This is a genomic window from Luteimonas sp. MC1828, assembly GCF_016461615.1.
Lineage (GTDB): Bacteria > Pseudomonadota > Gammaproteobacteria > Xanthomonadales > Xanthomonadaceae > Luteimonas.
This window is the reverse complement of the sequence record NZ_JAEMNY010000003.1, coordinates 1-16,955: the sequence shown is the minus strand read 5'-3', so window position 1 is coordinate 16,955 and position 16,955 is coordinate 1. Positions and strand designations below refer to the sequence as shown.

Sequence of the window (16,955 nt, the reverse complement as noted above, 5' to 3'; positions counted from 1 at the left end):
CGCTCTGCCGCTCAGGCGTTGGACGGCGGCTTCACAACTGCGCCTGCTTGCGCACGATCGCCATGGCGATCTCCAGCGACTGCTCGTAGTTGAGCCGCGGGTCCACCGATGACCGGTAGGCGCGCTCGAGATCGATCTCGCCGAGGTCGCGCGCACCACCCGTGCACTCGGTGACATCCTCGCCGGTCAGCTCGAGGTGCACGCCGCCGAGGCGCGTGCCGGCCGCGGCATGCAGGTCGTAGCTCTGCTCGATCTCGCTGCGGATGTTGTCGAAGCGACGCGTCTTGTAGCCGTTGCTGGTGGCTTCGGTGTTGCCGTGCATCGGGTCGCAGATCCACAGCACGCGGCGTCCGTCGCGCTTGACCGCCTCCAGCAGGCGCGGCAGTCGATCGGCCACATGGGCCGCGCCCATCCTGCAGATCAGGCTCAGCCGACCGGGCTCATCGTCCGGGTTCAGCAGATCGACCAGGCGCAGCAGGTCATCGGGCTCCACCGACGGGCCGATCTTCACGGCGACCGGATTGCGGATGCCGCGGAAGTATTCCGCATGCGCGCCATCGAGTGCCGCCGTGCGCATGCCGATCCACGGGAAGTGGGTGCTGAGGTTGAACCAGCCCCACTGGCGCGGCACCTGCCGCGTCTGCGCCTCTTCGTACGGCAGCAGCAGCGCTTCATGCGACGTATAGAAGTCGACCCGGTTGAGGTTGTGGACCTCGCTCCCGGACAGCGTCTCCATGAAGCGCACCGCGTCGCCGATGTTGGCGACCATGCGGTGGTAGTCGTCGGCGAGCGGCGAATGCGTCACCCAGCCGAGGTCCCAGTATTCCGGGTGGTGCAGGTCGGCGAATCCGCCATCGATCAGCGAACGCACGAAATTCATGGTCATCGCCGATCGGGCGTGCGCCTTGACCATGCGCCGCGGATCGGGGATGCGCGCGGACGCGGTGAACTCCGGGCCGTTGACCATGTCGCCGCGATAGCTGGGCAAGGTGATGTCGCCGCGGGTCTCGGTGTCGGCGGAGCGCGGCTTCGCGTACTGGCCGGCAAAGCGCCCGACGCGCACCACCGGCAAGCGCAGGCCGTGCACCAGCACCAGGCTCATCTGCAGCAACACCTTGAGCCGGTTGGACACGACCTCCGAGGTGCAGTCGCTGAAGTTCTCGGCGCAATCGCCGCCCTGCAGCAGGAAGCGCTTGCCTTCCTGCGCTTCGGCCAGCTGCTGCTTGAGCGCTTGGATCTCCCACGACGTGACCAGCGGTGGCAGCGCACGGAGTTCGTCCTGCACACGGCCGAGCTCGTCCGCGTCGGGATAGGTCGGCAGCTGCAGGGCGCGGCGCTGGCGCCAGCTTCCAGGGCTCCAATGCTCGGGCAGGTTCACGGGATGGAGGGCACGGTCGTTGGCGGGCATCGTCATCGGTCTTTGTTGCACTGCAGCGGGACCATCATCCGCCGCTTCCCGGCGCGCCGCAATGCCGGCTCACGCCCAACGCGAACGACGGCTGCGGAAGCCCGCGACAACGAACAGCACGGCCAGCAGAACGAACCAGATCAGGCTCCACGCGGGCATCGAAAGCCCGAGGAAGGTCCAGTCCACGTTGCCGCAGTCGCCGGTGCCGGTCAGCACCTTGCGGATCACGTTGCCGGTGGACAGCGTTTCGCGCAGGAACGACAGCGGCGGGCCACAGCCGGGGATCTCCGGCGGATTGAGCTGCATCCAGACATGGCGCCCCGCGATCGCCATCCCCACGGCCGCGGCCAGGAAGCCGAGCACGCCGTAGAACGCGCGGGTCGAGGCCGAGCGCGGCGAATGTAGCGCTGCGAGCAGGAACACCACGCCAAGCGCCGCGAACGCGATGCGCTGGAAGATGCACAACGGACAGGGCTCGAGCCCCCACGCGAACTGCGAGAAGATCGCAAAGCCGATCAGCGCCGCGCAGGCGGCAAAGCCGGACAGGCACTGGGCGCGGAACGACCAGCGAAACGGATTGAGGACCATGGCAAGGGGCTTCCCGAAAGCGGCCGCCAACATAGCAAAAACCCCGGAACAGGTCCGGGGTTTTCACAGGTGGCGCATGCCGCGGTATTACTCGGCCGACGCTTCCGGGCGATCGACGAGCTCGACGTACGCCATCGGCGCGTTGTCACCGTCGCGGAAACCGCACTTCAGGATGCGCAGGTAACCACCCGGGCGCGCCTGGTAGCGCGGGCCAAGCTCGACAAACAGCTTGCCCACGGCTTCCTTGTCGCGCAGGCGCGAGAAGGCGAGGCGGCGGTTGGCAACGCCGTCGGTCTTCGACATCGTGATCAGCGGCTCTGCGACGCGGCGCAGCTCCTTGGCCTTCGGAAGCGTGGTCTTGATCAGCTCATGCTTGATCAGCGACGCCGCCATGTTGGTGAACATGGCATCGCGGTGTGCGCTGGTGCGGCTGAACTTGCGTCCGGATTTCTGGTGGCGCATGGTCTTGGTTCCTGTTTGTCTGTCTTAACCGAGCATGCCGTGCGCCGAGACGCCGGCCGGCGGCCAGTTCTCGAGCTTCATGCCAAGCGAAAGGCCACGCTGGGCCAGGACTTCCTTGATCTCGGTCAGCGACTTCTTGCCGAGGTTCGGGGTCTTGAGAAGCTCGACCTCGGTCTTCTGGATCAGGTCGCCCACGTAGTAGATGCTCTCGGCCTTGAGGCAGTTGGCCGAACGCACCGTCAGCTCGAGGTCGTCGATCGGACGCAGCAGCATCGGGTCGACACCCGGCGTCGGCTGCTTCGTGTCGCCGGCGGTGCGGCGGGTGAAATCGCCGAACACGCTGAGCTGGTCGGTGAGGATGTCGGCGGCGGTGCGCACGGCTTCCTCGGCGTCGATCGTGCCGTTGGTCTCGATGTCGATGACCAGCTTGTCGAGGTCGGTGCGCTGCTCGACACGGGCGGCTTCGACTTCGTACGCGACGCGGCGAACCGGCGAGAACGATGCATCGAGCATCAGCCTGCCGATGACGCGGGTCTCATCGTCCGGGCGACGACGCGCGGCGGCCGGCTGGTAGCCGAAACCACGCTCGATCTTCAGGCGCATGTTGACCGACGCATCCTTGGTGAGATGGCAGATCACGTGCTCGCCGTTGAGGATCTCGACGTTGTGGTCGGTCTTGATGTCGGCGGCGGTCACCACGCCCGGGCCGGACTTGGCCAGGGTGAGGGTGGCGCTTTCGCCGGTGCCCATGCGGATGGCGACGTCCTTGAGGTTCAACAGCACCTCGAGCACGTCTTCCTGCAGGCCTTCGATCGTGCTGTACTCGTGCAGCACGCCGTCCATCTCCACTTCGGTGATGGCGAAGCCGGGGATCGACGACAGCAGGACGCGGCGCAGGGCATTGCCGAGCGTGTGGCCGTAGCCGCGCTCGAGCGGCTCGATCACGACCTTCGCGCGGTTGCCGGTAATGCGCTCGATCTGGGGACCACGCGGGCGCAGGACCTGGTTGGCGGTAACCGTCATGTTTGGTGTCTCCTGGGGCCCGTCGACTGACGCCGGCGGGCCAAGTGAATTACTTCGAATACAGCTCGACGATCAGCGCTTCGTTGATGTCAGCCGGCAGGTCGCCGCGGTCCGGGACCGCCTTGAACACGCCGCTGAACTTCTTCGAATCAACCTCGACCCAGGACGGCGACAGGTCCATCGTGGACGAGACCGTGAGGGCCTCCTGCACGCGGAGCTGCTTCTGCGCCTTCTCGGACAGGGCGATGGCATCGCCAGCCTTGACCAGGTAGGACGGCAGGTTGACGGGCTTGCCGTTGACCGTGACGCCGCGGTGCGAGACCAGCTGGCGGGCCGCCGGACGGGTGACCGCGAAGCCCATGCGGTAGATCACGTTGTCGAGACGGGTTTCCAGCAACTGCAGGAGGTTCTCGCCGGTGTTGCCCTTCTTGGTCGAGGCCTTCTTGTAGTAGTTGCGGAACTGGCGCTCGAGCAGGCCGTAGATACGCTTGACCTTCTGCTTTTCACGCAGCTGGACGGCGTAGTTGGAGAGCTTGCTCCGGCGGGCGCCGGTGCCGGCACCGTGCTGGCCGGGCTTCTGCTCCAGCTTGCACTTGGAATCAAGAGCGCGGGCGGGCGACTTGAGCGACAGGTCGGCGCCTTCGCGGCGCGCGAGCTTACAGGTGGGTCCGATATAACGAGCCATTTCTTATCGCCCCTTAGACGCGACGCTTCTTCGGCGGACGGCACCCGTTATGCGGGATTGGCGTCACGTCGATGATGTTGGTGATCTTGTAGCCGACGTTGTTCAGCGAACGAACGGCAGATTCACGGCCCGGACCGGGTCCCTTGATGCGCACTTCCAGCGACTTCACGCCGTAGTCGAGGGCGGCCTTGCCGGCCTTCTCTGCGGCGACCTGTGCTGCGAACGGGGTCGACTTGCGCGAACCGCGGAAGCCCGCGCCGCCCGAAGTCGCCCACGAGAGCGCGTTGCCCTGGCGGTCGGTGATCGTGATGATGGTGTTGTTGAACGAAGCGTGGACGTGGGCAACGCCGTCGGTGACGACGCGCTTGATCTTCTTCTTCGGCTTAGCTGCCGGCTTGGCCATGGTCTTGTTTCCTTATTTCCTGATGGCCTTGCGCGGACCCTTGCGGGTGCGGGCATTGGTCCGGGTGCGCTGGCCGCGCAGCGGCAAGCCGCGACGATGGCGGAGCCCGCGGTAGCAGGCGAGGTCCATCAGGCGCTTGATCGCCATGCCGATCTCGCGGCGCAGGTCGCCCTCGACCACGTACTTGCCGACTTCCGAGCGCAGGCGCTCGACGTCAGGCTCCGACAGGTCGCGGATCTTGATGGACGAATCCACGCCGGCCGCCTGGCAGACGAGCTTCGAACGGGTACGGCCAATGCCGTAGATGCTTTGCAGCCCAACCCAGACGTGTTTCTGGGCAGGCAGGTTGACACCTGCAATACGCGCCATGCGCGGATCTCCAACTGGTTTGGCGCACGGATGGGTTCATCCGACGCAGTGAACACGAAATACTATCAGGATCCCGAGGTACAAGGAAGCCCGTGGCCGCCAATGGCGTCCAGCAAGCCCGGCATGGGGAGTGTGCCCATGCTCCGGCGAAGGTCCGATGCTGCAACCCGCCCCCTTGCGGGACCGGGTCCGCCCGGCGCTACTCTGGCGCCAGGACAGGCTTCGAACCACTCGCACGCGGGACCGCCGCGCGAGTCGCCCATCACGGTCCGACCGCGAAGCGGTGGGACCAGGATCCCCTCCCCGGCCAGCCGGCCGCGGGGGCATCCGCTTGAATATCGTCAGCCGCGCGGCAGGCCGCGCTGGCCTCCCTTGAGGTTGGCCTTCTTGAGCAGGCTTTCGTACTGGTGCGACATCAGGTGTGCCTGGATCTGGGCAATGAAGTCCATGACCACGACCACCACGATCAGCAGCGAGGTGCCGCCGAAATAGAACGACGCATTCAGCTCGGTGCGCATGAACTCGGGGAGCAGGCAGACCAGCACCAGATAGGTCGCACCGGCCGCGGTCAGCCGCGTCAGCACGCCGTCGATGTAGTCCGCCGTCGCCTTGCCCGGACGGATGCCCGGGATCAGCGCGCCCGACTTCTTCAGGTTGTCGGCGGTTTCCTGGGAATTGAAGACCAGGGCCGTGTAGAAGAAGGTGAAACCCGCGATCAGGCCCGCGTAAAGCAGGATGTACAGCGGCTCGCCCGGCGACAGCGCCTGGCTCACCCGCTGCAGCCACGTCGCCGAGCCGGCCTGGCTGAACCAGGTGGACGCGGTGGCCGGGAACATGATGATCGACGATGCGAAGATCGCCGGAATCACACCCGCCATGTTGAGCTTCAGCGGCAGGAACGAGCTCTGGTTCATGTACGCGTTGCGGCCACCCTGGCGACGCGCGTAGTTCACCGTGATCCGGCGCTGGCCACGCTCCACGAACACCACGAAGTACGTGAACATCGCCACGATCAGCGCGATCAGGATCACCGCGATCGGGCTCATGTCGCCGTTGCGCGCGGCTTCGAACGTGGTGATGACGGCACTCGGCAGGCCTGCAACGATGCCCGCGAAGATGATCAGCGACACACCGTTGCCGATGCCGCGCTCGGTCACCTGCTCGCCCAGCCACACCAGGAACATGGTGCCGGCGGTGAGCGCGATGATTGCGGTGACCACGAAGCCCATGCCGGGTGCGTAGACCACCGGGATGCCATTGCTGGCGCCCGAGCTCTGCAGCGCGACGGCGATGCCGGCCGACTGGAAGATCGCCAGCGGGATCGCGCCGATGCGCGACCACTGCGTGATCCTGCGGCGACCGGACTCGCCTTCCTTCGAGATCGCCTTCAGGCTGGGCAGGATCTGCACCAGCAGCTGGATGATGATCGACGCCGAAATGTAGGGAATGACGTTGAGCGCGAACAGGCTGAAGCGCGAGAGGGCGCCACCGGAGAACATGTTGAACATGTCCACGATGGTGCCTTCCTGCTGCTCCATGAGGCGCAGCATGGCGTCGGGGTTCACGCCGGGCACCGGGATGTAGCAGCCGATGCGGTAGACGATCAGTGCCCCAGCGACGAACAGCAGGCGCTGGCGGAGCTCGGTGAACTTGCCGAGCCCGCCGACCCCGGCCATCGCGTTGCCGCTACGTGCCATGCCGTTCTTACTCCTCGACCTTGCCGCCGGCGGCTTCGATCGCCGCGCGCGCACCGGCCGTGGCCAGCACGCCCTTCAGCACCAGGGCCTTGGTGACGTCACCCTTCAGCACGATCTTGGCGCGCTTGGCGGTGGCCGGCACCAGCTTCGCGGCGCGCAGCGCCTTGAAGTCGATGTCGCCTTCCAGGCGCTCGAGCTGGTACAGCATGACCTCAGCGGTGTCGCCGGCGATGCGCGAGCGGAAGCCGACCTTGGGCAGGCGCTTGCGCAGCGGCATCTGGCCGCCTTCGAAGCCGGCCTTGATCTTGCCCTTGCCCGAGCGGGCGAAGGAACCCTTGTGGCCGCGGCCCGCGGTCTTGCCGAGGCCGGAACCGATGCCGCGGCCAACGCGCTTGCGATCGGTACGCGCGCCGGGCGTGGGGTGCAGAGTATTGAGCTTCATTGGATTATTCCTCGACCCGGACAAGGTAATGGACCTTGTTGATCAGTCCACGGACCTGCGGGCTGTCCTTGAGTTCACGGACGTCGTTGATCTTGCGCAGGCCCAGGGCCTGCACCGACAGGCGATGGATGCCCTGCGAGCCGCGAAGGCCCTTGACCAGGCGCACCTTGAGCGTGCCGCCGGTCGCTTCCTTCTTAACCATTGACGATCTCCTCGACCTTCTTGCCGCGCTTGGCGGCAATGTTCGCCGGCGAGTGCATGCTCTCGAGACCGCGGACGGTCGCGCGAACCAGGTTGATGGGATTGCGCGAACCGACGGCCTTGGCCAGCACGTCCTTCACGCCGACGGCTTCGAGGACGGCGCGCATCGCGCCACCGGCGATGACGCCGGTACCCTCGGACGCCGGCATCATGAACACGCGCGCCGCGCCGTGGCCGGCCTTGACCGTGTGCCACAACGTACCGCCGTTGAGATCGACCGTGGACATGCTGCGACGCGCATATTCCATCGACTTCTGGATCGCGACCGGGACCTCGCGGGCCTTGCCGTAGCCGAAGCCGACCTTGCCGGCGCCGTCGCCGACCACGGTCAGCGCGGTGAAGGTGAACTGGCGGCCACCCTTGACGGTCTTGCTGACGCGGTTCACCGCGATCAGCTTCTCGATCATGCCGTCGTCGACTTCTTCCCTGTTGCGGTCGCGGTCACGACCGCGCGGAGCACGTTCCTCTGCCATCTCTGTATTGCCTCTGTTGTACGAAAGGGATGTACGGCTTCATGCCGCTTGGAGTTGTTGGTCGGATCGGTGGACCGCCGGACCGCGCAAAAGGCGGAGGGCGTCCGATGCAGCCCGCATCGGCAGGGGGCAATGGTGGGGACGGAGCCCCACCCTTTCAATCAGAACTGCAGGCCACCTTCGCGCGCGGCGTCGGCCAGGGCCTTGATCCGCCCATGATACCTGTAACCGGAGCGATCGAACGCGACTTTCTCGATACCGGCGGCCTTGGCACGCTCGGCGATCACGCGACCGACCTTGGCGGCGGCCTCGATGTTCTTCGCGCCCTTCAGGCCCTCGCGGACATCGGACTGGGTGGTGCTGGCCGAGGCCAGGACCTTGGAGCCATCGGCGGTGAACAGCTGGGCGTACAGGTGCTGGCCGGTGCGCAGCACCGACAGGCGCGGCACGCCGAGCACGCGGATGTGCGAACGCGTCGACTTGGCGCGGCGCAGGCGGGCAATTTTCTTGAGCATGTTGTCGTTCTCCGAAAGCTGAAGGCCCGCTTAGGCCTTCTTGGCTTCCTTGCGGATGATGTTCTCGCCGGCGTACTTGACGCCCTTGCCCTTGTACGGCTCCGGCGGGCGGAACCCGCGGATCTTCGCTGCAACCTCGCCGACCTGCTGCTTGTCGGCGCCGGTCACGACGATTTCCGTCTGCGTCGGCGTGGCGATGCTGATGCCGGCCGGGGCCTTGAACAGCACCGGGTGCGAAAAGCCCAGCGACAGGTTCAGGTCCGGGCCCTGCATCGCGGCACGGTAGCCGACGCCGACCAGCTCGAGCTTGCGCACGAAGCCTTCGGACACGCCGTGGACCATGTTCGCGATGATCGCGCGCATGGTGCCGGTCATGGCCACCTGGTCGGGATCCTGCGACGAAAGCACGGCATGGCCGTCTTCGATCGTGACGTCCACGTCGGACGGCTTGGCCATCGACAGGGTGCCCTTCGGGCCCTTGACGCTGACACTGTCGGCCTGGATGTTCAGCTCGACGCCCTTCGGGAGGGCGATCGGCTTCTTGGCGACTCGGGACATTGCGGTTACTCCCTTAAGCCACGAAGCACAGAACCTCGCCGCCGACGCCCAACTGGCGCGCCTGCGCATCGGTCATGATGCCCTTCGAGGTGGAAATGATGGCGATGCCGAGGCCGTTGAGGACCTTCGGGATCGCGTCCTTGCCGCGGTACTGGCGCAGGCCGGAACGCGAGAAGCGCTGCATGCGCTCGATCACGGGACGACCTTCGTAATACTTGAGCTCGATTTCGAGTTCGGCCTTGGCACCGATCTCGGTCACGCGCGAACCGGCGATGTAACCCTCGTCCTTCAGGACCTTGGCGATTGCCACCTTGGTCTTGGAGGACGGCATCTTCACCACCGGCTTGCCGACGGCCGCCGCATTACGCATGCGGGTCAGCATATCGGCGATGGGATCAGTCATGCTCATCGTTGTTACCTTCTGAGTGCACCGATATCCGCAGGAATGCGAATTCGTAAGTGGAAATTGCTTACCAGCTTGCCTTGCGCAGGCCGGGAACGTCGCCGCGCATCGTGGCCTCGCGCAGCTTGTTGCGGCCGAGGCCGAACTTGCTGTACACGGCGCGCGGACGACCGGTCAACGCGCAACGCGTCGTCTGGCGCGAGGTGGAGGAGTCACGCGGAAGCTTCTGCAGCCTGGTGGCGGCGTCCATCTTCTCTTCGAAGCTGGCGTCCTGGCTGCTGACAACCTTCTTCAACGCCTCGCGCTTCGCGGCGAACTTCTTCGCCAGCTTGGTGCGCTTCGTCTCGCGGTTGATCATTGAGGTCTTGGCCATGGTCTTCTTTGTCCGATCAGGTGCGGAACGGGAAACGGAAGGCTTCGAGCAGTGCCTTGGCTTCCTCGTTGGTCTTGGCGGTCGTGGTGATCGCGATATCCATGCCGCGGATCGCATCGACCTGGTCGAAGTCGATTTCCGGGAAGATGATCTGTTCCTTGATGCCCATGTTGTAGTTGCCACGGCCATCGAACGACCGCGCGGACACGCCGCGGAAGTCGCGGACGCGCGGCAGCGACACGTTCACCAGGCGATCGAGGAACTCGAACATCTTGGCGCGGCGCAGGGTCACCTTGCAGCCGATCGGCCAGCCGTCGCGGATCTTGAACGAAGCCACCGACACGCGGGACTTCGTCACGATCGGCTTCTGGCCGGAGAGCTTGGCCATGTCGGCGGTCGCGTTCTCCAGGACCTTCTTGTTCGCGGCGGCTTCGCCCACGCCCATGTTGAGCGTGATCTTGCTCAGGCGCGGAACCTGCATGGGATTCGTGTAGCCGAACTGCTTTGTCAGCTTCGGCACCACTTCTTCCTTGTAGAACTTTTCGAGACGGGTGTTCATTTCACATTCCTCAGGCGTCAATCGCCTCACCGCTCGAGCGGAAGACGCGGATGCGCCGTCCATCCTCGAGGACCTTGGTACCAATGCGCTCGCCCTTGCCGGTGGCAGGGTTGAACACCATCACGTTCGACGCGTGGATCGGCGCTTCGCGCTCGATCACGCCGCCAGGCTGGTTGGCCTGCGGGTTCGGCTTGGTGTGGCGCTTGATGATGTTGATGTTCGCGACGACGACCTTGTCGCCGAGCACGCGAACGACCTCACCCTGCTTGCCCTTGTCCTTGCCGGCGGTGACCATCACGCGGTCACCCTTCTTGATGCGATTCATGTCGGTTTCCTCTCCGTCCGGCTCAGAGCACTTCGGGCGCGAGCGAGACGATCTTCATGAACTTCTCGGTACGAAGCTCACGGGTCACGGGCCCGAAGATGCGGGTGCCGATCGGCTCCTGCTTGTTGTTGAGCAGCACGGCGGCATTGCCGTCGAAGCGGATCAGCGAACCGTCGGGGCGGCGGACGCCCTTGCGGGTGCGCACGACGACCGCGTCGTAGACTTCGCCCTTCTTGACCTTGCCGCGCGGGATGGCGTCCTTGATGGACACCTTGATGATGTCGCCGATGCCTGCATAGCGGCGCTTCGAGCCGCCCAGCACCTTGATGCACATCACTTCCTTGGCACCCGAATTGTCCGCCACGTCGAGGTGGCTCTGCATCTGGATCATTGGAGAGCCTCCTTAGTCGGCCGCGCGCGTGACGATTTCGACGACGCGCCAGTTCTTGGTCTTGGACATCGGCGCGATTTCCACCACGCGGACGGTATCGCCCTCGTTGCAGGAATTCTCGGCGTCGTGGGCGTGGAGCTTCGTCGAACGGCGGATGTACTTGCCATACAACGCGTGCTTCACCTGGCGCTCGACGAGCACCGTCACGGTCTTGTCCATCTTGTTGCTGACGACGCGGCCTTCGACCGTGCGCAGCTTCTTTTCAGTGTTTTCGGTCATGTCTGCCCGGTCCTTACTGCTTGGCGCCGAGGAGGGTGTTGACGCGAGCAATCTCGCGGCGAACCCGGCGGGCGTCGTGGGTCTTGGCGAGCTGGCCGGTTGCCTTCTGCATGCGGAGCGAGAACGACTCCTTCTGCAGCTCAAGCAAGTGTGACTTCAGCTCGTCCGTCGACTTCTGGCGGAGTTCCTTGATTTCCATCAGCGCACCGTCCGCGTCACGAAAGTGGTGGTGACCGAGAGCTTGGCGGCCGCCAGGCGGAACGCCTCGCGTGCGGTCACCTCGTCGACGCCCTCGATCTCATAGATCATGCGGCCCGGCTGGATCTGGGCGACCCAGAACTCGACCGCACCCTTGCCCGAGCCCATGCGGACTTCGATGGGCTTCTTGGTGATCGGCTTGTCCGGGAACACGCGGATCCACATCTTGCCGCCGCGCTTCACGTAGCGGCTGATGGCACGACGCGCGGACTCGATCTGGCGCGCGGTCAGCTGGCCGGTCTGCGTGGCCTTGAGGCCATACTCGCCGAAGCTGACGGCATTGCCGTTCCAGGCCAGGCCGTCGTTGCGGCCCTTGTGCATCTTGCGGTATTTGGTTCGCTTGGGTTGCAGCATGGTTGATTACTCCCTCGCCTCGCGGTCGCGACGCGGGCCACGCGGGCGCTCGCGGTCACCGCGATCACCACGCTCGCCGCGCGGCGAATCGTCCTGCTTTTCCTGGCCGACCTGGGCGAAGTCGAAGATCTCGCCCTTGTAGATCCAGGTCTTGATACCGATGATCCCGTAGGTCGTCTTGGCCTCGGCAAAGCCGTAGTCGACGTCGGCGCGCAGCGTGTGCAGCGGCACGCGACCCTCGCGGTACCACTCCGAACGCGCGATCTCGGCGCCGTTGAGGCGGCCGGCCACGTTGACCTTGATGCCCAGCGAGCCAAGGCGCATCGCGTTGCCGACGGCGCGCTTCATCGCGCGACGGAACATGATGCGGCGCTCGAGCTGCTGCGCGATCGACTCGGCGACCAGCTGCGCGTCGAGCTCCGGCTTGCGGACCTCGGTCACGTTGATGTGCGCCGGGACGCCCATCAGCGCGGAGACTTCCTTGCGCAGCTTCTCGATGTCTTCGCCGCGCTTGCCGATCACCACGCCCGGGCGGGCGGTGTGGATCGTGACGCGGGCAGACTTCGACGGACGCTCGATCAGGATCTTGCTGATGCCGGCCGCGGCGAGCTTCTTGCGAAGCATCTCGCGGACCTTGATGTCGGCGACCAGGTAATCGGCGAATTCCTTCTTGCCGGCATACCACTTGGAATTCCAGTCCTTGGCGATGCCAAGGCGGATGCCGGTCGGGTGAACTTTATGACCCATGAGTTACTTCCCCTCGCCGACGACGACGGTGATGTGGCTGGTGCGCTTGAGGATGCGGCTGCCGCGACCCTTGGCTCGCGCCATGAACCGCTTCAGGGTGGGACCCTCGTCGACCGTGATCGCACTGACCTTGAGCTCGTCGACGTCGGCGCCCAGGTTGTTCTCGGCGTTCGACGTGGCCGAGTACACGACCTTGTAGATCATGTGCGCGGCCTTCTTGTCGCTGAACTTCAGGAGGTCGAGCGCACGGGCCGCGGAGAGGCCGCGGATCTGGTCGGCGACCAGGCGTGCCTTCTGCGGGGAGATGCGCGCACTGCGCAGGATTGCCTTGGCTTCCATCGTCATCTCCTTAGCGCGACTTCTTGTCGCCGCCATGACCCTTGAAGGTCCTGGTCAGGGCGAACTCGCCGAGCTTGTGGCCCACCATGTTCTCGTTGACGAGCACCGGAACGTGGTTGCGACCGTTGTGCACGGCGATGGTGAAACCCACCATCTCCGGCAGGATCATCGAGCGGCGCGACCAGGTCTTGATCGGGCGCTTGGTGTTGCCCGCGGTCTCCACCTTCTTGATCAGGTGGTGGTCGACGAACGGACCCTTCTTCAGTGAACGTGCCATGGTCGGTTAGCTCCTGCGATCGCGCACGATGAACTGCTGCGTCCGCTTGTTGTGGCGGGTCTTGTAACCCTTGGTCGGCACGCCCCACGGGGTGACCGGATGCGGGTTGCCCTGGCCGGCCTTGGCCTCGCCACCACCGTGCGGGTGGTCGACGGGGTTCATGGCGGCACCACGGACGGTCGGCTTGATGCCGCGCCAGCGCGAAGCACCGGCCTTGCCCAGCTTCTGCAGGTTGTGCTCGACGTTGCCCACTTCACCGATGGTGGCGCGGCACTCGGCAGGCACGCGACGCATCTCGCCCGAACGCAGGCGGACGGTGGCGTAGAGGCCGTCGCGGGCGACGAGCTGCACGCCGGCGCCGGCGGCACGGGCGATCTGCGCGCCCTTGCCCGGCTTCATCTCGACGCAATGCACGGTGGAACCGACCGGGATGTTGCGCAGCGGCAGCGTGTTGCCCGCCTTGATCGGCGCATCATTGCCCGCGATCACCTGGTCGCCGGCCTTGAGGCCCTTCGGCGCGATGATGTAGCGGCGCTCACCGTCGACGTAGCACAGCAGCGCGATGTGCGCGGTGCGGTTCGGGTCGTATTCGATGCGCTCGACGCGCGCCGGGATGCCTTCCTTGTCGCGCTTGAAGTCGATGATGCGGTAGTGCTGCTTGTGGCCGCCACCCATGTGCCGCGTGGTGATGCGGCCATGGTGGTTGCGACCACCGGTCTTGCTCTGCGGCTCGACGAGGGCGGCGTGCGGCGCACCCTTGTGGAGTTCCGGCGTGACCACGCGGACCGCTGAACGGCGGCCGGGCGAGGTGGGCTTGAATTTCATCAATGGCATGGGGTCTTCCTCAGGCCTTGGTGTTCATGACGTCGATCGACTGGCCGTCGGCCAGCGTCACGTAGGCCTTGCGCCAATCGCCGCGGCGACCGTTGCGGTTGCGGAAGGCCTTCTGCTTGCCTTTCACGTTGAGCACGTTGACGGCTTCGACCTTGACGGCGAACAGCTTTTCGATCGCGATCTTGATGTCGGCCTTGGTGGCATCGGTCGCCACTTCGAACGCGTACTGGTTGGACACTTCCTGCAGGCGCGCGGTCTTCTCGGACACGCGCGGCGCACGGATCAGTGCATAGAGCTTGGCGTCATTCATGCCAGCCACTCCTCGATCTTCTTGATGGCGTCGGCGGTGACCAGCACGCTGTCGGCGCCGACCAGCGAAACCGGATCCAGGCCCTGGACGTCACGGATCTGCACGTACGGCAGGTTGCGCGCCGACAGGTACAGGTGGTCCGAAGCGTCCTCGGTCACGATCAGCGGGCGCTTGCCCAGATCGAGGCCCTTGAGCTTCTCGGCGAACGCGCTGGTGTTGGTCTCCGCGACGTCGAAGGACTCGACGACCTGCAGGCGACCCTGGCGGGCCAGCTCGGACAGGATGGTCGACATCGCCGCGCGGTACATCTTGCGGTTGACCTTCTGCTCGAAGCTGCGCGGCTTGGCCGCGAACGTCACGCCGCCGCCGACGAAGATCGGGGCCGTCAGGGCGCCATGACGCGCGCCGCCACCCTTCTGCTTCTTCGACTTCTTGGTCGTGCCGCTGACTTCCGAGCGGGTCTTCTGCGCCTTGGTACCCGAGCGGCCGGCATTGCGGTAAGCCACCACGACCTGGTGAACCAGGTCCATGTTGAACTCGCGGCCGAACACGCCCTCGGAAACCGACATCTTGTCGCTGCTACCGTTGATGGAGAGTTCCATCGTCATCTCTCCTTATGCCTTGCTCGTGGGACGCACGATCACGTCGCCACCCGGGGCGCCCGGAACCGCGCCCTTGACTGCGATCAGGCCGCGCTCGGCGTCGACCCGGACCACTTCGAGGTTCTGCGTGCTCTGGCGCACCGCACCCATGTGACCGGACATCTTCTTGCCCGGGAACACGCGGCCCGGCGTCTGGCGCTGGCCGATCGAGCCCGGCGAACGGTGCGACAGCGAGTTGCCGTGCGTCGCGTCGCCCATCTTGAAGTTCCAGCGCTTGATCGTGCCCTGGAAGCCCTTGCCCTTGGTCACGCCCTCGACGTCGACGATCTGGCCGACTTCGAAGATGTCGGCGCGGATTTCGCCGCCCACTTCGAAACCGCCGATCTGGTCGTCGCCGACGCGCAATTCCCACAGGCCACGGCCGGCTTCAACCTTGGCCTTGGCCAGGTGACCCGTCTCGGGCTTGTTGACCAGCACGGCGCGCTTGGTGCCGACGGCGACCTGCACGGCGCTGTAGCCGTCGGTCTCCTGGGTCTTGATCTGGGTGATGCGGTTGGGCGTGGCTTCGATCAGGGTGACCGGGATGGACTGGCCATCTTCGGTGAACACCCGGGTCATGCCGGCCTTGCGACCGACAATGCCCAACGAATATCGCTTCGCGGTCATGGTGGCGTCCTCAGGTCAGCTTGATCTGGACGTCGACGCCAGCCGCGAGCTCGAGCTTCATGAGCGCGTCCACGGTCTTGTCGTTGGGGTCGACGATGTCGAGCACGCGCTTGTGCGTGCGGGTCTCATACTGGTCGCGCGCGTCCTTGTCGACGTGCGGCGAGGTCAGGATGGTGTAACGCTCGATCTTGGTCGGCAGGGGAATCGGGCCGCGCACCTGGGCGCCCGTCCTCTTGGCCGTTTCGACGATCTCGCTGGCCGAACGGTCGATCAGTCGATGATCGAACGCTTTCAGCCGGATCCGGATTTTCTGGTCCGCCATGACGGAATTCCTTCTTTAAAGAGCGACAGGCCCGCGGCTGGATGCGCGGAACCCCGTGAAATCAATGGATGCCAAGGCTGGAGACCCCGCCCGGCGACCGTCCTTGAAAACAACAAGGCAGGCCAGTTACCCGGCCCGCCCAGACGGAGATGCGGACGCGACGATTCCCCTGGTCACTTTGTCCCGAAGAGCTTCGGGACGAACCGGGGTACTGCCGCGCGACGTGTTCCCTGTCTGGCGAAAACGAGGCGCATCCTGCACCTCATTTCGCGGTTCCGGCGAGCCCCCGAAGGGTCTTGCCGAAGTAGTCGAACATTATAGACACCTACCCGCCAGCCACGCAACACCCGCGGCCAACAAATCGCAGGGAAACCACACCCCGCCGGCGCCGGAGGCCGTCGGCGCAAGCCGATGGCCCCCGCCGGTGTTATCTGGAGCGCCTACGGCGATCCGGATCAACACCGGCACGTATCACGGCGGCGCAAGCCGCCGGGATACGAAGACTTACTTGATGATCTTGGCGACCACGCCCGCGCCGACGGTACGGCCACCTTCGCGGATCGCGAAACGCAGGCCGTCGTCCATCGCCACCGGGTTGATCAGCGTGACCACCATCTTCACGTTGTCGCCCGGCATCACCATCTCGACACCTTCCGGCAGCTCGCAGGCGCCGGTGATATCGGTGGTGCGGAAGTAGAACTGCGGGCGGTAGCCCTTGAAGAACGGCGTGTGGCGGCCGCCCTCGTCCTTCGACAGCACGTACACCTCGGCTTCGAACTCGGTGTGCGGCTTGATCGAACCCGGCTTGCACAGCACCTGGCCGCGCTCCACGTCGTCACGCTTGGTGCCGCGCAGCAGCAGGCCGGCGTTGTCGCCCGCCTGGCCCTGGTCGAGCAGCTTGCGGAACATCTCCACGCCGGTGACGGTCGTCTTGACGGTCGGACGGATGCCGACGATCTCGATTTCCTCGCCCACCTTGATGATGCCGCGCTCGATGCGACCGGTCACCACCGTGCCGCGGCCCGAGATCGA

At 65.4% G+C, this 16,955-nt stretch carries 30 protein-coding genes; all 30 read right to left on the bottom strand.

Annotation, left to right across the window (positions count from 1 at the left end):
* Positions 1 to 31: 31 nt before the first annotated feature.
* Positions 32 to 1,408 (bottom strand): 3-deoxy-7-phosphoheptulonate synthase class II, encoded by a 1,377-nt coding sequence (locus JHB91_RS13725; protein ID WP_199473271.1) that lies wholly within the window; start codon positions 1,406 to 1,408, stop codon positions 32 to 34.
* 69 nt (positions 1,409 to 1,477) lie between these two features.
* Positions 1,478 to 1,996 (bottom strand): disulfide bond formation protein B, encoded by a 519-nt coding sequence (locus JHB91_RS13720; RefSeq protein ID WP_199473264.1) that lies wholly within the window; start codon positions 1,994 to 1,996, stop codon positions 1,478 to 1,480.
* 87 nt (positions 1,997 to 2,083) lie between these two features.
* Positions 2,084 to 2,458 (bottom strand): 50S ribosomal protein L17, encoded by a 375-nt coding sequence (gene rplQ, locus JHB91_RS13715; RefSeq protein WP_199373182.1) that lies wholly within the window; start codon positions 2,456 to 2,458, stop codon positions 2,084 to 2,086.
* A 24-nt stretch (positions 2,459 to 2,482) separates the two neighbouring features.
* A complete protein-coding gene (gene rpoA, locus JHB91_RS13710; protein WP_199373183.1) occupies positions 2,483 to 3,481 on the bottom strand; it encodes a DNA-directed RNA polymerase subunit alpha in 999 nt (332 codons plus the stop codon).
* A gap of 49 nt (positions 3,482 to 3,530) precedes the next feature.
* Positions 3,531 to 4,166: a 30S ribosomal protein S4 gene (gene rpsD, locus JHB91_RS13705; protein ID WP_199373184.1), complete on the bottom strand. Its 636-nt coding sequence runs from the start codon at positions 4,164 to 4,166 to the stop codon at positions 3,531 to 3,533.
* A gap of 13 nt (positions 4,167 to 4,179) precedes the next feature.
* Positions 4,180 to 4,569, bottom strand: coding sequence for a 30S ribosomal protein S11 (rpsK, locus tag JHB91_RS13700; RefSeq protein WP_132985250.1), 390 nt, complete (start codon positions 4,567 to 4,569; stop codon positions 4,180 to 4,182).
* Positions 4,570 to 4,581: 12 nt separating this feature from the next.
* Positions 4,582 to 4,938, bottom strand: coding sequence for a 30S ribosomal protein S13 (gene rpsM, locus JHB91_RS13695; protein ID WP_182825408.1), 357 nt, complete (start codon positions 4,936 to 4,938; stop codon positions 4,582 to 4,584).
* Positions 4,939 to 5,279: 341 nt separating this feature from the next.
* Positions 5,280 to 6,635, bottom strand: coding sequence for a preprotein translocase subunit SecY (gene secY, locus JHB91_RS13690; protein ID WP_182825406.1), 1,356 nt, complete (start codon positions 6,633 to 6,635; stop codon positions 5,280 to 5,282).
* Positions 6,636 to 6,642: 7 nt separating this feature from the next.
* Positions 6,643 to 7,077: a 50S ribosomal protein L15 gene (gene rplO, locus JHB91_RS13685; RefSeq protein WP_185116118.1), complete on the bottom strand. Its 435-nt coding sequence runs from the start codon at positions 7,075 to 7,077 to the stop codon at positions 6,643 to 6,645.
* A 4-nt stretch (positions 7,078 to 7,081) separates the two neighbouring features.
* Positions 7,082 to 7,279 (bottom strand): 50S ribosomal protein L30, encoded by a 198-nt coding sequence (rpmD, locus tag JHB91_RS13680; protein WP_182825402.1) that lies wholly within the window; start codon positions 7,277 to 7,279, stop codon positions 7,082 to 7,084.
* On the bottom strand, positions 7,272 to 7,811 hold the full coding sequence (gene rpsE, locus JHB91_RS13675) for a 30S ribosomal protein S5 (RefSeq protein WP_199373185.1): 540 nt from the start codon (positions 7,809 to 7,811) through the stop codon (positions 7,272 to 7,274). The genes rpmD and rpsE overlap by 8 nt, the downstream gene beginning before the upstream one ends.
* A gap of 161 nt (positions 7,812 to 7,972) precedes the next feature.
* The gene (rplR, locus tag JHB91_RS13670; RefSeq protein ID WP_182825398.1) at positions 7,973 to 8,326 is read right to left on the bottom strand and encodes a 50S ribosomal protein L18; all 354 of its coding nucleotides are present in this window, start codon (positions 8,324 to 8,326) and stop codon (positions 7,973 to 7,975) included.
* A gap of 30 nt (positions 8,327 to 8,356) precedes the next feature.
* A complete protein-coding gene (rplF, locus tag JHB91_RS13665) occupies positions 8,357 to 8,884 on the bottom strand; it encodes a 50S ribosomal protein L6 (protein ID WP_199373186.1) in 528 nt (175 codons plus the stop codon).
* 13 nt (positions 8,885 to 8,897) lie between these two features.
* On the bottom strand, positions 8,898 to 9,293 hold the full coding sequence (gene rpsH / locus JHB91_RS13660; RefSeq protein ID WP_199373187.1) for a 30S ribosomal protein S8: 396 nt from the start codon (positions 9,291 to 9,293) through the stop codon (positions 8,898 to 8,900).
* Positions 9,294 to 9,354: 61 nt separating this feature from the next.
* Positions 9,355 to 9,660: a 30S ribosomal protein S14 gene (rpsN, locus tag JHB91_RS13655; protein WP_182825392.1), complete on the bottom strand. Its 306-nt coding sequence runs from the start codon at positions 9,658 to 9,660 to the stop codon at positions 9,355 to 9,357.
* Positions 9,661 to 9,676: 16 nt separating this feature from the next.
* On the bottom strand, positions 9,677 to 10,219 hold the full coding sequence (gene rplE, locus JHB91_RS13650; RefSeq protein WP_182825390.1) for a 50S ribosomal protein L5: 543 nt from the start codon (positions 10,217 to 10,219) through the stop codon (positions 9,677 to 9,679).
* Positions 10,220 to 10,229: 10 nt separating this feature from the next.
* Positions 10,230 to 10,544 (bottom strand): 50S ribosomal protein L24, encoded by a 315-nt coding sequence (gene rplX / locus JHB91_RS13645; protein WP_199373188.1) that lies wholly within the window; start codon positions 10,542 to 10,544, stop codon positions 10,230 to 10,232.
* A 22-nt stretch (positions 10,545 to 10,566) separates the two neighbouring features.
* On the bottom strand, positions 10,567 to 10,935 hold the full coding sequence (gene rplN, locus JHB91_RS13640; protein ID WP_182825386.1) for a 50S ribosomal protein L14: 369 nt from the start codon (positions 10,933 to 10,935) through the stop codon (positions 10,567 to 10,569).
* A gap of 12 nt (positions 10,936 to 10,947) precedes the next feature.
* A complete protein-coding gene (gene rpsQ / locus JHB91_RS13635; protein WP_182825384.1) occupies positions 10,948 to 11,214 on the bottom strand; it encodes a 30S ribosomal protein S17 in 267 nt (88 codons plus the stop codon).
* A 13-nt stretch (positions 11,215 to 11,227) separates the two neighbouring features.
* Positions 11,228 to 11,413, bottom strand: a complete 186-nt coding sequence (gene rpmC, locus JHB91_RS13630) for a 50S ribosomal protein L29 (RefSeq protein ID WP_199473263.1) — start codon at positions 11,411 to 11,413, stop codon at positions 11,228 to 11,230.
* On the bottom strand, positions 11,413 to 11,826 hold the full coding sequence (gene rplP, locus JHB91_RS13625) for a 50S ribosomal protein L16 (RefSeq protein ID WP_182825380.1): 414 nt from the start codon (positions 11,824 to 11,826) through the stop codon (positions 11,413 to 11,415). Before rplP ends, rpmC begins: the two co-directional genes overlap by 1 nt.
* 6 nt (positions 11,827 to 11,832) lie before the next feature.
* Positions 11,833 to 12,573, bottom strand: a complete 741-nt coding sequence (rpsC, locus tag JHB91_RS13620) for a 30S ribosomal protein S3 (protein WP_199373189.1) — start codon at positions 12,571 to 12,573, stop codon at positions 11,833 to 11,835.
* A gap of 3 nt (positions 12,574 to 12,576) precedes the next feature.
* A complete protein-coding gene (rplV, locus tag JHB91_RS13615) occupies positions 12,577 to 12,912 on the bottom strand; it encodes a 50S ribosomal protein L22 (protein ID WP_182825376.1) in 336 nt (111 codons plus the stop codon).
* Positions 12,913 to 12,922: 10 nt separating this feature from the next.
* Positions 12,923 to 13,189, bottom strand: coding sequence for a 30S ribosomal protein S19 (gene rpsS / locus JHB91_RS13610; protein ID WP_182825374.1), 267 nt, complete (start codon positions 13,187 to 13,189; stop codon positions 12,923 to 12,925).
* Between the two features lie 6 nt (positions 13,190 to 13,195).
* Positions 13,196 to 14,023, bottom strand: a complete 828-nt coding sequence (gene rplB / locus JHB91_RS13605) for a 50S ribosomal protein L2 (protein WP_199373190.1) — start codon at positions 14,021 to 14,023, stop codon at positions 13,196 to 13,198.
* A gap of 10 nt (positions 14,024 to 14,033) precedes the next feature.
* Positions 14,034 to 14,333, bottom strand: coding sequence for a 50S ribosomal protein L23 (gene rplW / locus JHB91_RS13600; protein ID WP_199373191.1), 300 nt, complete (start codon positions 14,331 to 14,333; stop codon positions 14,034 to 14,036).
* Complete coding sequence (gene rplD, locus JHB91_RS13595) at positions 14,330 to 14,935, bottom strand: 50S ribosomal protein L4 (protein ID WP_182825368.1); 606 nt, start codon at positions 14,933 to 14,935, stop codon at positions 14,330 to 14,332. The genes rplW and rplD overlap by 4 nt, the downstream gene beginning before the upstream one ends.
* A gap of 12 nt (positions 14,936 to 14,947) precedes the next feature.
* Complete coding sequence (gene rplC / locus JHB91_RS13590) at positions 14,948 to 15,601, bottom strand: 50S ribosomal protein L3 (protein WP_182825366.1); 654 nt, start codon at positions 15,599 to 15,601, stop codon at positions 14,948 to 14,950.
* Between the two features lie 10 nt (positions 15,602 to 15,611).
* Positions 15,612 to 15,923, bottom strand: a complete 312-nt coding sequence (gene rpsJ / locus JHB91_RS13585) for a 30S ribosomal protein S10 (RefSeq protein WP_024891232.1) — start codon at positions 15,921 to 15,923, stop codon at positions 15,612 to 15,614.
* 504 nt (positions 15,924 to 16,427) lie between these two features.
* Positions 16,428 to 16,955: EF-Tu/IF-2/RF-3 family GTPase (locus JHB91_RS13580; RefSeq protein ID WP_199473262.1), on the bottom strand; the 528-nt coding region annotated here is incomplete at its 5' end.

Bases quoted from the DNA above. Each gene is read 5' to 3' on its own strand.
- rplQ (WP_199373182.1), bottom strand. From the start codon at position 2,458: ATGCGCCACCAGAAATCCGGACGCAAGTTCAGCCGCACCAGCGCACAC.
- rpmD (WP_182825402.1), bottom strand. From the start codon at position 7,279: ATGGTTAAGAAGGAAGCGACCGGCGGCACGCTCAAGGTGCGCCTGGTC.
- rplR (WP_182825398.1), bottom strand. From the start codon at position 8,326: ATGCTCAAGAAAATTGCCCGCCTGCGCCGCGCCAAGTCGACGCGTTCG.
- rpsJ (WP_024891232.1), bottom strand. From the start codon at position 15,923: ATGGCGGACCAGAAAATCCGGATCCGGCTGAAAGCGTTCGATCATCGA.
- rpsM (WP_182825408.1), bottom strand. From the start codon at position 4,938: ATGGCGCGTATTGCAGGTGTCAACCTGCCTGCCCAGAAACACGTCTGG.
- rplN (WP_182825386.1), bottom strand. From the start codon at position 10,935: ATGATCCAGATGCAGAGCCACCTCGACGTGGCGGACAATTCGGGTGCC.
- rpsQ (WP_182825384.1), bottom strand. From the start codon at position 11,214: ATGACCGAAAACACTGAAAAGAAGCTGCGCACGGTCGAAGGCCGCGTC.
- rpoA (WP_199373183.1), bottom strand. From the start codon at position 3,481: ATGACGGTTACCGCCAACCAGGTCCTGCGCCCGCGTGGTCCCCAGATC.
- rpsH (WP_199373187.1), bottom strand. From the start codon at position 9,293: ATGAGCATGACTGATCCCATCGCCGATATGCTGACCCGCATGCGTAAT.
- rplB (WP_199373190.1), bottom strand. From the start codon at position 14,023: ATGCCATTGATGAAATTCAAGCCCACCTCGCCCGGCCGCCGTTCAGCG.
- rpsD (WP_199373184.1), bottom strand. From the start codon at position 4,166: ATGGCTCGTTATATCGGACCCACCTGTAAGCTCGCGCGCCGCGAAGGC.
- rplX (WP_199373188.1), bottom strand. From the start codon at position 10,544: ATGAATCGCATCAAGAAGGGTGACCGCGTGATGGTCACCGCCGGCAAG.
- rpsN (WP_182825392.1), bottom strand. From the start codon at position 9,660: ATGGCCAAGACCTCAATGATCAACCGCGAGACGAAGCGCACCAAGCTG.
- secY (WP_182825406.1), bottom strand. From the start codon at position 6,635: ATGGCACGTAGCGGCAACGCGATGGCCGGGGTCGGCGGGCTCGGCAAG.
- rpsE (WP_199373185.1), bottom strand. From the start codon at position 7,811: ATGGCAGAGGAACGTGCTCCGCGCGGTCGTGACCGCGACCGCAACAGG.
- rpsK (WP_132985250.1), bottom strand. From the start codon at position 4,569: ATGGCCAAGCCGGCAGCTAAGCCGAAGAAGAAGATCAAGCGCGTCGTC.
- JHB91_RS13725 (WP_199473271.1), bottom strand. From the start codon at position 1,408: ATGCCCGCCAACGACCGTGCCCTCCATCCCGTGAACCTGCCCGAGCAT.
- rplE (WP_182825390.1), bottom strand. From the start codon at position 10,219: ATGAACACCCGTCTCGAAAAGTTCTACAAGGAAGAAGTGGTGCCGAAG.
- rplC (WP_182825366.1), bottom strand. From the start codon at position 15,601: ATGACCGCGAAGCGATATTCGTTGGGCATTGTCGGTCGCAAGGCCGGC.
- rpsC (WP_199373189.1), bottom strand. From the start codon at position 12,573: ATGGGTCATAAAGTTCACCCGACCGGCATCCGCCTTGGCATCGCCAAG.
- rplP (WP_182825380.1), bottom strand. From the start codon at position 11,826: ATGCTGCAACCCAAGCGAACCAAATACCGCAAGATGCACAAGGGCCGC.
- rplW (WP_199373191.1), bottom strand. From the start codon at position 14,333: ATGAATGACGCCAAGCTCTATGCACTGATCCGTGCGCCGCGCGTGTCC.
- rplF (WP_199373186.1), bottom strand. From the start codon at position 8,884: ATGTCCCGAGTCGCCAAGAAGCCGATCGCCCTCCCGAAGGGCGTCGAG.
- rplV (WP_182825376.1), bottom strand. From the start codon at position 12,912: ATGGAAGCCAAGGCAATCCTGCGCAGTGCGCGCATCTCCCCGCAGAAG.
- rplD (WP_182825368.1), bottom strand. From the start codon at position 14,935: ATGGAACTCTCCATCAACGGTAGCAGCGACAAGATGTCGGTTTCCGAG.
- rpmC (WP_199473263.1), bottom strand. From the start codon at position 11,413: ATGGAAATCAAGGAACTCCGCCAGAAGTCGACGGACGAGCTGAAGTCA.
- rpsS (WP_182825374.1), bottom strand. From the start codon at position 13,189: ATGGCACGTTCACTGAAGAAGGGTCCGTTCGTCGACCACCACCTGATC.
- rplO (WP_185116118.1), bottom strand. From the start codon at position 7,077: ATGAAGCTCAATACTCTGCACCCCACGCCCGGCGCGCGTACCGATCGC.
- JHB91_RS13720 (WP_199473264.1), bottom strand. From the start codon at position 1,996: ATGGTCCTCAATCCGTTTCGCTGGTCGTTCCGCGCCCAGTGCCTGTCC.